Below are 12478 nucleotides of genomic sequence, written 5' to 3'. Positions count from 1 at the left end.
ATCACTTTGCAAACAATGGTAGAGGCTCCAGATAAATAATATCTTTACGGTCTTTTGCATCGCCTTCTGCCAATACGGCAGCACGCCCTACAATATTTCCGCCGAATTTCTCCACGAGCTCCTCCATCGCTTTAAGAGACTCTCCTGTACTGATAACATCGTCTACGATCAGTACACGCTTCCCCTTAAGGCCGGTGTAATCATCTTCTGCCAAATACAGTCTCTGCAGATGATCCGTTGTGATGGATTTTACCTCTACATGAATCGGGTTGCGCATATAAGCTTTTACACTCTTTCTAGCTACAATATAACGACCACACCCCTGCCGTGCCATTTCATAACAAAGCGGGATTCCTTTTGTTTCTGCAGTCACTACAACATCGTGCTCAGGACATTTCTTTAAAAGCTCTTCTGCAGAACGTTTTGTAATCTCAACATCTCCGAGCATTACAAATCCGGCAATATCCATATGTTCTCCGATTGGGCAGATCGGAAGATCGCGTACGCAGCCGGCGATCGTCATTCTGTAATAAGCAAGCCCATTTTTTTCGATCTGTTCATTCAATGAAAGCAAGACCTTTCTCTAATAATCTTTAATGATATTTTTCAGCCGGGAGGCCATTTCATAGAGCGTCCTCCGAGTAGATGAAAATGCAGATGCAGAACTGTCTGTCCCCCGTCTGCTCCAACATTGCAGACAATTCTCCAACCGGCATCCAAATGATTCTCTGCGGCCAGTTTTGCGGCCACCTCAAAAATATGTGCCACAATTCCACTGTTTTCAGAATTGATCTTAGCTGCAGATTCAATATGCTCTTTCGGAATAATTAAAATATGAACCGGCGCCTGCGGATCCAGATCACAAAAAGCAACACAGAGATCATCTTCATATACTTTTTTGCTTGGAATTTCCCCCGATACAATTTTACAGAATACACAATCCATTAGATTTTCCTCCTTTCTACCAGATGATTTTATCTATCATCAAATCATTTTATCAGTTTTATTCCTCAGGTTTCAGCATTTTCTGCACGATTCCTTCAGTCGCTTTTAGTGCCTCGTCTAACTTTGTCAGATCCTTCGCACCAGCCATCGCAAAATTAGGCCGTCCGCCGCCGTTGCCTCCGGCAATCATTGCGACCGCCTTGGCAATTTTTCCGGCATGTGCACCGCGCTGCATTGCATCTTTTCCTACTGTGACCGCCACAGAAGCTTTCCCCTCATTGATTCCAATCAAAGCGGCAACCATATCAGGGGCCTTGTCACGGATTTTATCACACATGGTTCGCAAAGTAGCAGGATCAGTACCGGAAAACATTGCGGTACATACCCGTACTCCGTTAATCATCTTCGCTCCCGCAAACAAACCATCAATTTGAAATCCAGCAAGTTTTTGGGAAAGTTCGTTGATTGCATTATCTTTTTCTTTTATTTGCTGCATCATCTGTTCTGCATGAGAAAGCAAATCAGTGGCACTGTTAAGTTTCATAACAGAAGCCGTCTCACTGATTTCCTTTTGCAGATTTGTTAAAAGCTCATAAACTCCATATCCTGTAACAGCTTCAATTCTGCGGACTCCGGCAGCTGCGCTGCTTTCTGAAACAATCTTAAAGAGCCCCAGCTTTGCAGTATTATCAACGTGTGTGCCGCCGCAAAATTCCTTACTGAAACCTTCAACAGAAACGACACGAACAATTTTTCCGTATTTTTCGCCGAACAGTGCCATTGCTCCTAATTTTTTTGCTTCTTCAATCGGCATTTCCTTGCAGGTAACAGGAATCGCATTCAAAATAACGGTATTGACCAGCGATTCGACTTTTGAGAGTTCTTCTGCCGTTAAAGCTGAAAAATGTGTAAAGTCAAAGCGCACCCGTTCTTCATTCACAAGCTGTCCAGCCTGCTCCACATGATCTCCCAGTACCTTTCGAAGAGCGGCCTGCAGTAGATGAGCCGCCGTATGATTTCGCATAATGGCTTGATGGCGCTTCTGATCTCTCTCAGTTGCAACCGTATCCCCTACCTGAAGACTTCCTGCGTCGATGTGGCCAAAATGGAGAAAAGTCTTTGCGTGATTTTTCGTGGTGTCCTCAATTTTAACAATGGCGTCTGCAGAAGTAATAAATCCGGTATCGCCTACCTGTCCGCCGCTTTCCGCATAAAAAGTAGTACGGTCAAGGATCAGCGTTACATCGTCTCCGGCAGTCGCATTTTGGACTCTCTCTCCATCTTTTACGATTCCAAGAATCTTTGCATTTACAGAATCTTTCGTATATCCTAAGAATTCCGTTTCAGACAGATCCTCTAAAAGATTACTTTCTCCTGCCCATGCATCTGCTCCGGCGTTTTTACGGGCGGATCTGGAACGTTCTTTCTGTTCCTTCATCAATTCAAAAAATGATTTTTCATCGACCTTAATTCCACGCTCCGCAGCAATTTCCTTTGTCAAATCCAGAGGGAATCCATAGGTATCATTCAGTTTAAATGCATCCGTTCCGGAAATCAATTTTGTCGAATTATCATCAATCAGCTGATTTAAAAGCTGCATCCCCTGATCAATCGTCCGGCTAAAGCTATCCTCTTCCACCGAGACAAGTTTCAGAATCATCGCACGCTTTTCAGCGAGTTCCGGATACGCTTTTTTGCTTTGCTCAATTACAGTTTCCGCAACCTCAGAGAGAAATGGACGGTTAATTCCTAAAAGCTTTCCGTGACGGGCTGCACGGCGCAGTAAACGGCGCAAGACATAACCGCGTCCCTCATTACTAGGCATCACACCATCTGCAATCATGAAAACAGTGGAACGAATATGGTCTGTGATCACACGGATTGAAACATCTTTTTTCTTGTCTTTTCCGTATTCAACTTTGGCAATACGGCATACATGCTGCAAAATACTTTGAATGGTATCCACCAAAAACAGATTATCGACTCCCTGCATAATGCAAGCGAGACGTTCCAGCCCCATGCCAGTATCAATATTCGGGTGTTCCATCGGCGGATAGTTTCCTTTTCCGTCGGAATCAAACTGTGAAAATACGACATTCCAAAATTCAACATAGCGATCACACTCGCAGCCAGGGCCACAAGTAGGTTTTCCGCAGCCGTGTTCTTCTCCGCGGTCAAAATAAATTTCGCTGCAGGGACCGCAAGGGCCGGAGCCGTGTTCCCAAAAATTATCTTCTTTGCCGAGACGAACGATATGATCCGGGTTAACGCCGACTTCTTTTGTCCAAATCTCAAAAGCTTCGTCGTCATCCAAGTAGATTGTAACCCACAGCTTATCCACCGGCATTTTCATAACTTTCGTGCAAAATTCCCATGCCCACGGGATGGCCTCGTGTTTAAAATAATCGCCAAAAGAAAAATTGCCCAGCATCTCAAAAAAGGTACCATGACGATCGGTAATTCCGACATTCTCAATATCACCGGTACGAATACATTTCTGACAGGTTGTAACGCGCTTGCGCGGTGGAGTTACCTCCCCTGTAAAATATTTTTTCATCGGTGCCATACCGGAATTAATCAGCAAAAGCGAATTATCATCTTTAGGGATCAAAGAAAAGCTAGGCAACCGCAAATGCCCCTTGCTTTCAAAGAATTCCAGATACTTTTCGCGGATTTCATTTAATCCAGTCCACTCCATATACTTTTTCTCCATCCTTTTATGATCATCTTAAAAAAAGATAGACTCCTCCGCCCACAATGGGACGGAAGAGTCCGTGGTACCACCCAAATTGCAACTGTCTTTTAAGAATCTAGACAGTCACCTCTTTTTACCTTTAACGCAGATAAAACGCCTTTGCTCTCCGCAAGGAGCTCTGGGACGGCTCATTCTTTCTGTAACATTTCCGCCTCGCACCATACGGCAGAATCTCTGCAATGCCTTAAAAAGAATTATTTCCCTTCATCGCTTTTCACATCTTTTTAAATTATAAGCATTCCCGCGATAAAAGTCAATTCTTCGGGTATAATTCGTCTGCAATTTCTTTAAAAACAGGGCCGCAGGTTGTACCGCCTCCATCGCCGTCTTCTGCCAGAATAGTAACCACATATTTTGGGGACTCTGCCGGAAAGAATCCGGTATACCAGCTAATAACCTTTTCTTTATCTCCGTCATACTGTCCTGTCTGCGCAGTGGCTGTTTTTGCCGCCGCCTCTACAAAGTCGGGTTTTCCTAGCTTACTAGTGCCTTCCGATGCAGAAAGCTTCATCGCATTTTTTAGAATCAGAGATGTTTCTTGAGACATGACTCTATTTGGCTGCTGCATCGAATTTATAGCCAAGTTCCCGCCTTGATCCACTGTCCCTAAAAAAGCCACTGGTTTTCTATAAAGTCCGCCAGAAGCAATCGCCTCCGTCATCGCCGCAATCTGAATGGGAGAAGCGGTCAGTTCTCCTTGTCCAAAAGAAAAATTTGCGAGCGCTCTAGGAATTTTTAACGTATTAAGCGAAGGAAGCGTTCCTGAAGAACTATGAATACCCGGCAATAATTCGTAAGAATCTCCAAATCCTAAAGAACGTGCCATTGATAAGAATTTTTCCTGCGGAACTTTCTGCATGAGTTGCACAAAGTATCCATTGCAGGACTCCGAGATTGCTTTTTGAAGGTTCACTTTTCCATGTGCTTCTCCATTATAGCAAGCAAACGATTGCCCATCGACTTCAATTTTTCCGGTGCAATTATATTCTTCATTTGGATCCGCGCCGTTTTCTAAAGCAGTCGCTGCCGAAACTAATTTAAACACAGAACCAACGCTATAAGATGAAATCGTACGATCGAGTAATGGACTATTAGAAGCATTCATTGCTGATGATATATCATCTGGATTAAAATCAGGACGGCTGACAGAGGCTAACAGTTGGCCATTTTCTGCATTTAAGACCACTGCTGCGCCTTTACTGATCTTCCTATCCATTGCTTTTTGTGTAATTTTCTGAATATCTCGATCCAGTGTGAGGGCAACTCCGGAAGAATCCTGCGACAAAGTATCCGTAATTTCCGACGTATCACTTGGAAGGATGTGTCCAAGAGCATCTACTCGATAGGTGATTTTTAGTTCTCCTTCGTTTTGAGACAAGGAATCATCAAAAGCCTTTTCTGCTCCCGCAGCGCCCATGCCGCCTTCATCTACATATCCAATTAAGTGCGTCGCCAATGCAGGGCTAGAATAACGGCTTTTAAGCGGAAAGACCGTCACCCCTGGTGCCGAAATATTTTGATCGAGCTTCAGCAGAAAAGGATTTCGTTCCGTTAAAAGCTGATAGACACTTTTGATTTTAGACTGCGGCAAAATTTTACTCAATGCCGCCGCTGTTTCCGTACTGGGGGCAACCGCTGCAAGATATTCGGTGCTTCCTTCTGTCAGCGGCTTCATCTTTCGGTCATAAATCATTCCCCTCTCCCTTCGAATCTGCAAGGTGTATTTTTGCTGATTTGCAGCTGCCTGCGCCAAAGTCCCATCATGAATCGTCAATCCATAGAGACGAATAATGCAAATAGACAGGCCAAGCATCAGAATTGCAAACAATGAAACTACCCTTTTTCCCATAAAAAAGCACCTCCGAAGGATAGTTTTTCCACTTCGAAGGTGTTTTATAATCTATAATTTTATTTTATGAAAGTTTATGACGTAAAAAAGCACCGGGAGCAATCGGAATTTCTGTCTTTAAAAGCACTTTCATCTCTGCATGATTTGCATTTTGGAGGGGCTCTCCGTCCTCATCATAAAGTTCTGTCAACGGAACAAGGTATGGCGCTTTTCCGGGCTCCATCACATCTGCTGTTTCACCAGCAAAAAATCGGTTTCTCTGTTTTAAAACTGCAGTTCCATTTCCATAAGATTCGCAGACAGCAATCACTTCATATTCACGGACATACCCACTGCTTTCCAAAGTCTGTCCGGGTTCCTTCCCTAAATAAAAACCATGAGAATACTCTCGATGACTAATTTTATGAAGTTCTTCTTCCGCCCATGCAGTTAACGGAGCACCATTCACAGCATCCTCTAAAGCACGCCGATACGCATTCGTAACAGCTGCCACATAATAAGGAGATTTTGCCCGCCCCTCTATTTTTAGGCTGGTAACACCAGCTTCCAAGAGTTGAGGGAGATAGTCGATCATACATATATCCTTGGAATTTAACAGATATGTTCCATCTTGATCTTCCTCAATCGGAAAATATTTTCCCGGACGTGTTTCTTCACATAAAGCATATTTCCAACGGCATGGCTGTGCACAGGCTCCACGGTTCGCATCTCTCCCAGTCAAATAGCTGGAAAGGAGGCATCTTCCTGAAAAAGAAACACACATAGCGCCATGCACGAAACACTCAATTTCAAGATCTTCTGGAATATGTGCTCGAATTTGTGCAATCTCCGGAATGGAAAGTTCACGAGCAAGCACCACCCTTGAAGCCCCCAGATGATAAAACGCATTTGCAGTTGCGTAATTGGCAACTCCAGCTTGTGTGGAAATATGCAGTGCAACTTTCGGTGCGTATTTCTTTGCCATCTCCATCACACCAAAATCCGTCATAATAAACGCATCAATACCCGCATCCTGTGCTTTTTCAAGAAACTTTGGAATCCGTTGGAGCTCCTCATTTCTTGGGATGGTGTTACAGGTAAGATAAACTTTAACCCCGTGTGCATGCGCAAACCGAACCGCTTCTATTAGCTCTTCATCGCCAAAATTTTTAGATGCCGCGCGCATCCCAAATTCTTTTCCAGCAAGATAAACGGCATTTGCCCCATAACGAACCGCTTCCTGCAAACTTTCAAAATCTCCTGCAGGAGAAAGGAGTTCTGGCCTTTTCTTCATTAGAGCAGCCCCGCGGTCCGGAGATTTGCCTGATGCTCTGCATAAGTGGAAGCATAATAGGCTTGTCCTGTCGTCTGATTATGGCAGAAGTAATAATAAGAGGTCTTATTCGGCTGCAGAGCTGCTTGAATTGCTTTTACTCCCGGGTTGCACACAGCGCCCGCAGGCAGTCCCTGCAGCTGATAAGTGTTGTAATTACTCAGATAGGTGTTGCGTTGATCTTCCGGAATATCATCTTTTGTCCGATAAGGATAGTATTTCGTCGAATCGCAGTCCAGCGTATAGATATTCAGTGATTTACCGGAATTCAAACGGTTGTGGAGAATAGAAGAAACATTGTACATGTCCTCTTCATTGGCTGATTCCGCCTGAATAATAGAAGCCAGTGTAATAACCTGATCCCACGTATATCCCTGATTTTTCGCCTCATCCTGCAACTGTTGGGTAAACTGACTATTTGCATTCTGTACCATCTTTTGTACAACGTTCTGGACATCTTCATTTTGATAGAATTGGTAGGTATCTGGGAAAAGATAGCCTTCCAGCTTATAATATTTTCCTGAAGTTCCATTCAAATCGTTAATCATCGTATAGCTGGAGTCGAAAGCATTGGTATTTAGTTCCTTCAAAAAATCTTCCTGCTTGCAGATTCCATTTTGTTCCAACAAAGTCCCCAGTTCCATCGCATTGAGTCCTTCTGGAACCGTTACTTTTACGATATCCTGTCGGTTTGCCGTAGACTGAATTGTATTAATGATCCCCTCATAATCCAAATCTGTCTTTACTTCAAAAGAACCGTTGCGGTAACTACCGTCAGCTTTTCTAATTTTCGAATACAAGCAGAAGAAATCCGGTTCGTTAATCACACCGGCTTTCTGCAGAATTTGAGCAATTTGGCGGGTCACTTCTTGATTACTCTGTTTTGCAGCAGAAACTTGCTGAAAAGATAAGCCCTGAATATTATCTTGTGACATAGAAACTTCTTTTTCCGTCACAGATTCCGGAATTTCAACCGTCACGGTTGCTGAACTTCTTCCGATTGCAAGAAGATCATTCATTCCGGTCAGCATATATTTTGCAACAACCGCACTGACAATGACAATCATGGCCCACCAGATCAAGCGGAAAAAGCGGCGATTTCCCTTTCGTTTCTGACGATTTCGTCTTTTATGCGCTTGTTTAGACCGTTTTTCTTCGCCGGCCTCTCTGGCCGCTTCTGCACGGACGGCTGCATCTCCACTGAAACTATTCAGAGATTCATCATCCTTCTGCTGCTTCTCTTTTTCGTCGTTCATGCCTTACCTCCAGCAAACTTTTCATGTGATATGCGCCTGATATATTTTTCTGTGACCAGCACATCGACCGGTCGATCATAATATCCATGCGGCAGATTCCACTGTACACAGGCACTATAGCACAGTCCTACCGTATTTCCTGCAAATTTCATTAAAAAACGATCATAATAACCTTTTCCATAGCCAAGCCGAAATCCATTCGAATCAAAACTGAAGCCCGGAACAATACAAAGTCCCTGCGAAAAATCTGTGATTTTACGGCATTTTTCCGGGAGCGGTTCCAAAACACCGAAGTTTCCGGGTGCAAGATCATCAAATGAACGGATTTCATAAAATTCCATTTCATTGTTCTCGATGCAGCGAGGAACTGCTACCAATTTATGCTGGCTAAGTGCTGTAGCAATTAAAATATGTGTATCAACTTCAATGGGTTTACTAACATAAGTAAAAATCAATTGACTCTTACGATATGCGGGCAATTTCCATAAGCGCTGATGCATTTCATAGTCCAAAGCCTTCTTTTGAGAAGAATCCAGATTTTCCCGGTATTCCCTGTAATGCTGCCGCAGACTAATTTTCAGCGCTTTAATATTTTTCACCGGCATTGAATTGATTTTTTAACGGCGAGAGCTTTTTTGCTCCCGCAAAGAGCTTCAATCAGCTGAAACGAAAAATCGAGAGCAACACCGGCACCCTTTGCCGTGATGAACTGCCCACTGCACACCACGGATTCACTGCCGATTTTGCAGCCGAGATCTTTTTCGTAGCCCGGATAACAGACCGCTGTCTGATTTTTTAAAAGGTTCCAATGCCCCAAAACAGATGGTGCCGCACAAATTGCAGCAATGAAACTCCCTTTCTGAAAAGCGTTCAGCACTGTTTTTTTGACTTCTTTAGACGCTTCCAAATTGAGTGTTCCCGGCATTCCTCCGGGAAGAATCACCATTTCTGTCGAATCGGAATATGGAGCTAGTTCTTCCGTTGTTATATCAGTCATGACAGAAATTCCATGGGAACCTGTAATCTCTTTTTTTCCAACGCCAACCGTTTTGATTTCACATTTTGCACGGCGCAGCAAATCTACCGGTACTAACGCTTCCGTTTCTTCAAATCCATCCGCCAAAAAAAGAAGAATCATATCTGTTAACTCCTTCCAAGCAAAATTCAGTCCATCGCCAACCCAAGATATCCACCTTCGACTTCCAAAAGCGTTTTTTCTTTAAGTGCCTTTCCCATTCCAAATGGAATTTCGAATTGAGAAAAAGGGCCTATCGGCATTCTTAAATGATAAATCTTCGCAGGCATTTTAGCAAGCACTGATGCCATAAGCTGCGGAAAATCCGATTGAGAGGACATTAATTCTGGAATCTGACAAGTATCGTTTTCCATATAAGCAAGTGCATAAGCATTTTTCTGCGCAATCAAATGAGACCCATAAACCTCACCGAACCGGATTGCTCTCCAAAATCCCTGTTTGTTCCAAAGCATAGACCCTGGAACTTCTTTCAAAATACGATTTCGAACCTGATTGAGTCTTGGAATATCCGGTAAATTATTTTGCGCCAAAAAGCCATCGGAAATTTTCTTTAACTCTTCATATGAAAAATCCGCTTTTCCTGCTTTAAAGCAAGTGCTGTAACCAGAAAGCTCATAAAAATGATAGAGACCTTCATTTGCAGGCAAAATGATAGAGTACCAATCTCCTCTTTCAAGTCCAACCTGTTCGGCCTTACTAAGCAGCTGCTTCATTAACCCTTGCCCGCGGTACTCCGGAAGGGTTGCACAGGCGAAAACATATTGAGCTGATACCTTTTGATCATTTCGAAGTGAAATTTTTCCCGGAAGCATTTGCAGCATCGAAACCGGTTTTTCCTCTTCTACTACTACAAGGCATTCTTCAGGATGAAAAAAATTCGTAAAATAAAATCTTGCCGCTCTTTTTTCTTCCTGAAACGCAATCTGCCAAAGAAAGATTAAATCTTTTAGCATAGACCAATCAGCAAAGCGAATCATTTTGTGGGCTCCTTTAATGATACTGCATATTTCTGCAGTAAAAATGCCGGTTGATAAGAAAGCTTCGCTTTCCTCAAGCCCTCCAATCCCATATCTTCCTCTCGGTTTACATAATCATATTGCTCCAAATGGCGTTTAGCAAATTCATGATTAATCACCGCATAAAGGCCATCATACGGAAGTGCTTTTTCAAAATGCAGCAAAAACACTTTTGGATTGATCTCCTCCCCAATCGTAAAAGCGGCTGGCTTTTCGTTTACATAAACCAATCCACCCTGCAAATGGAGCGCTTCAAAATTTTGGAATGCTTTTTCCAAAGCTTCCATTTCTGCTTCGGGACCATCATTATCCTGTTTCCATTTTATCGCAATTTCGCGGCAGTCATTCATGTTTTCCCCAGTAATCTCTTCATAACGCCATGCGTAAGAACGCTCAAATTTAGCAATGTGATTCCGCTTGCTGTGGTATTTTCTCCCTGATAATGTAATCAAATCTTTTGTAGAATAAATATAATCGGAACCGTTCCGATCAAAATCACATTCAAATCTTCCCGGAAAATCACGTTGAAGTTCTTCTATGCCTGACTGCGTAATTCCCCACATTTTAAATGGAATCTTTTTTTCCTTTGCATCTTCAATCAAAAGCTCCATTCCTTCATAGGGATTCTCCCCAATTGGAAAATTATACGCACAGCAATGCTTTCCGGAACATAGAAAAACGAAATTTTCATGTTGACAAATTTTCGAATGATAAGTATGATTCCACAGAAACAGCGTTCCAAAAGCTGCTTCACTGCCCATCCATCCGCTCTGAGACAAAATGGGTTGTAGCCATATTCGATCTTCCAACGTAGGATATTTAAATGATAGCATATGCTGAAAACTCCTTATCTATCTTTTGGGTCATCTCGCGGTGAATTTCTTCTGGAGTACGCAAGCGACCGTTTTCCACACAATGTACAATCTGCCATTTGAGAGTCTGCGCAGCAAAAGCAGCCGATTCACGGCAGGCATGCTGAAAAGAACAATCTTTCTCATGGATATCCTTTTGGCTTTCATCCCCATGATATCTCTCATTTAAAAGCTGCTCTGATACTTCTTCCGGCATTTCCAGATAAAAAGTCAGATCCGGCTTTGGCAGCCCCAATTTTTCATATTCATAGTCTTCCAGCCATTTGAGGAATTCACCCCATTTTTCTTTTTCAACCTTTGGAAGCTGAAAAACCAAGTTGCTGGTTGTATAGCGATCCGCAATGATCATGTCTCCCCGATCATACGCTCTTTTCCAACAACGCCTATAAGAGGCAAAACGGTCTACCGCATAAAAAGACGAAGCCGCATAAGCATTGACGTCTCCCGGTTGATTTCCAAAATCACCGTTAAGATACATCCTCACAAGAGACGAGGAAGGACTCTCATAGTCCGGAAAAGAAATCTTTTGAAATGCTATTTTCCGAGAAGACAGGGCTTCGCAAAGAAGCTTTGTCTGTGTTTCTTTTCCGCTTCCATCCAAGCCTTCTATCGCAATCAGTTTTCCAGCCAATTATTCTTCCCCGATTCTTTTAAAATACGAGCGCATTTCCTCTGCTTTTCCGCAGGACATTTTCCCCTCGGAACAAGCTCCACGAATACAAGAAGGTCCTGAAACAGCAAAAAGATCCGGGGCAACTTTTTTGACAAGTGCCAACATCTGAATTGCTACATCACGAATCTCCCACTGTGCTCGATTACAACAACGCAAAGAGAAAAAGTGGCGAAGGCTGCGTGCATTCATGGTACAAATCATCTTTGTCGTGCAGGCGTTGGGAAGGACGAAACGTGCGTCTTCAATCGATTGTTTTTGAGCTTTAGAAGCCGCCTGTTTCGGAGAAAATCCTTTAGAAAGCCACTCTTTTTCATGCTTTTCTTTTAAAAGAGCTGTCAGATGCTCATAATGTTCCTGATCTTCTTCCATGGCTTTCAAAAATTCTTGTTTTGCTTCCGGAATGGATTCGATTTCCGGCGGAATCACATATTCAAAACGAGATTCTGCAACATATCTTTGACTCTGAACACTGAAGCTTGCAATTCGGTGCCGAGTGATCTGAGCCATAAGAGAACGAGAAACGCCTTCAATGCCAAAAGTAAAAGAAGCATGTTCGATTGGGCTGTCATGGCCTAAATCAGCCAGCATTTTCACAAACTGTGAAGTTTTTTCTTCGTCAAGCCCCTCCTGAATATTTTGAATGTTCGTCGGAGAATAGCAAAGTTTAGCTGCACTGGCGACGAGCTTTTCAGGCATAGGCGTATAGCAAAGCAATGTAACTGTTGCCATCGAAAAGTCCTCCTTTTGATATCTATTTTCCCATT

General features: G+C 43.1%; 12 protein-coding genes and 1 other annotated feature. All 12 genes read right to left on the bottom strand.

Annotated elements, in window-relative coordinates; translation table 11 throughout:
* Position 1: 1 nt before the first annotated feature.
* Positions 2–523 (bottom strand): phosphoribosyltransferase family protein, encoded by a 522-nt coding sequence (locus ACVS9P_RS05535; protein WP_452104674.1) that lies wholly within the window; start codon positions 521–523, stop codon positions 2–4.
* 83 nt (positions 524–606) lie between these two features.
* A complete protein-coding gene (locus ACVS9P_RS05530) occupies positions 607–945 on the bottom strand; it encodes a histidine triad nucleotide-binding protein (protein ID WP_452104629.1) in 339 nt (112 codons plus the stop codon).
* 58 nt (positions 946–1003) lie between these two features.
* Complete coding sequence (gene alaS / locus ACVS9P_RS05525) at positions 1004–3643, bottom strand: alanine--tRNA ligase (RefSeq protein WP_452104628.1); 2640 nt, start codon at positions 3641–3643, stop codon at positions 1004–1006.
* 57 nt (positions 3644–3700) lie between these two features.
* Positions 3701–3917 (bottom strand) — a binding site (T-box leader).
* 36 nt (positions 3918–3953) lie between these two features.
* A complete protein-coding gene (locus tag ACVS9P_RS05520; RefSeq protein ID WP_452104627.1) occupies positions 3954–5549 on the bottom strand; it encodes a peptidoglycan D,D-transpeptidase FtsI family protein in 1596 nt (531 codons plus the stop codon).
* A 64-nt stretch (positions 5550–5613) separates the two neighbouring features.
* Positions 5614–6822: a peptidase U32 family protein gene (locus tag ACVS9P_RS05515; RefSeq protein WP_452104626.1), complete on the bottom strand. Its 1209-nt coding sequence runs from the start codon at positions 6820–6822 to the stop codon at positions 5614–5616.
* On the bottom strand, positions 6822–8117 hold the full coding sequence (gene mltG / locus ACVS9P_RS05510; protein ID WP_452104625.1) for an endolytic transglycosylase MltG: 1296 nt from the start codon (positions 8115–8117) through the stop codon (positions 6822–6824). The genes ACVS9P_RS05515 and mltG overlap by 1 nt, the downstream gene beginning before the upstream one ends.
* Positions 8114–8722 (bottom strand): 5-formyltetrahydrofolate cyclo-ligase, encoded by a 609-nt coding sequence (locus tag ACVS9P_RS05505; RefSeq protein WP_452104624.1) that lies wholly within the window; start codon positions 8720–8722, stop codon positions 8114–8116. The genes mltG and ACVS9P_RS05505 overlap by 4 nt, the downstream gene beginning before the upstream one ends.
* Complete coding sequence (locus tag ACVS9P_RS05500) at positions 8713–9255, bottom strand: DJ-1 family glyoxalase III (protein ID WP_452104623.1); 543 nt, start codon at positions 9253–9255, stop codon at positions 8713–8715. Before ACVS9P_RS05500 ends, ACVS9P_RS05505 begins: the two co-directional genes overlap by 10 nt.
* A gap of 26 nt (positions 9256–9281) precedes the next feature.
* Positions 9282–10130, bottom strand: a complete 849-nt coding sequence (locus ACVS9P_RS05495; protein WP_452104622.1) for a GNAT family N-acetyltransferase — start codon at positions 10128–10130, stop codon at positions 9282–9284.
* A complete protein-coding gene (locus tag ACVS9P_RS05490; protein WP_452104621.1) occupies positions 10127–11002 on the bottom strand; it encodes a DUF2156 domain-containing protein in 876 nt (291 codons plus the stop codon). Before ACVS9P_RS05490 ends, ACVS9P_RS05495 begins: the two co-directional genes overlap by 4 nt.
* Positions 10989–11672 carry a dTMP kinase gene (locus ACVS9P_RS05485; protein ID WP_452104620.1) on the bottom strand — a complete coding sequence of 228 codons (684 nt, stop codon included), beginning with the start codon at positions 11670–11672 and terminating at the stop codon, positions 10989–10991. The genes ACVS9P_RS05490 and ACVS9P_RS05485 overlap by 14 nt, the downstream gene beginning before the upstream one ends.
* On the bottom strand, positions 11673–12443 hold the full coding sequence (thyX, locus tag ACVS9P_RS05480; RefSeq protein ID WP_452104619.1) for an FAD-dependent thymidylate synthase: 771 nt from the start codon (positions 12441–12443) through the stop codon (positions 11673–11675). It abuts the gene before it with no gap.
* Positions 12444–12478: the final 35 nt, after the last annotated feature.

It is taken from the genome of Caproicibacterium sp. NSD3, from assembly GCF_053613275.1.
Note: the sequence above shows the minus strand (reverse complement) of the source record. Positions and strands in the feature narration are given on the sequence as shown.

What these genes read in the sequence shown, in the direction of transcription:
- ACVS9P_RS05505 (WP_452104624.1), bottom strand. Translation starts at nt 8,722, where the DNA reads ATGCCGGTGAAAAATATTAAAGCGCTGAAAATTAGTCTGCGGCAGCAT.
- mltG (WP_452104625.1), bottom strand. Translation starts at nt 8,117, where the DNA reads ATGAACGACGAAAAAGAGAAGCAGCAGAAGGATGATGAATCTCTGAAT.
- ACVS9P_RS05515 (WP_452104626.1), bottom strand. Translation starts at nt 6,822, where the DNA reads ATGAAGAAAAGGCCAGAACTCCTTTCTCCTGCAGGAGATTTTGAAAGT.
- ACVS9P_RS05535 (WP_452104674.1), bottom strand. Translation starts at nt 523, where the DNA reads ATGACGATCGCCGGCTGCGTACGCGATCTTCCGATCTGCCCAATCGGA.
- ACVS9P_RS05500 (WP_452104623.1), bottom strand. Translation starts at nt 9,255, where the DNA reads ATGATTCTTCTTTTTTTGGCGGATGGATTTGAAGAAACGGAAGCGTTA.
- ACVS9P_RS05490 (WP_452104621.1), bottom strand. Translation starts at nt 11,002, where the DNA reads ATGCTATCATTTAAATATCCTACGTTGGAAGATCGAATATGGCTACAA.
- thyX (WP_452104619.1), bottom strand. Translation starts at nt 12,443, where the DNA reads ATGGCAACAGTTACATTGCTTTGCTATACGCCTATGCCTGAAAAGCTC.
- ACVS9P_RS05520 (WP_452104627.1), bottom strand. Translation starts at nt 5,549, where the DNA reads ATGGGAAAAAGGGTAGTTTCATTGTTTGCAATTCTGATGCTTGGCCTG.
- alaS (WP_452104628.1), bottom strand. Translation starts at nt 3,643, where the DNA reads ATGGAGTGGACTGGATTAAATGAAATCCGCGAAAAGTATCTGGAATTC.
- ACVS9P_RS05530 (WP_452104629.1), bottom strand. Translation starts at nt 945, where the DNA reads ATGGATTGTGTATTCTGTAAAATTGTATCGGGGGAAATTCCAAGCAAA.
- ACVS9P_RS05495 (WP_452104622.1), bottom strand. Translation starts at nt 10,130, where the DNA reads ATGATTCGCTTTGCTGATTGGTCTATGCTAAAAGATTTAATCTTTCTT.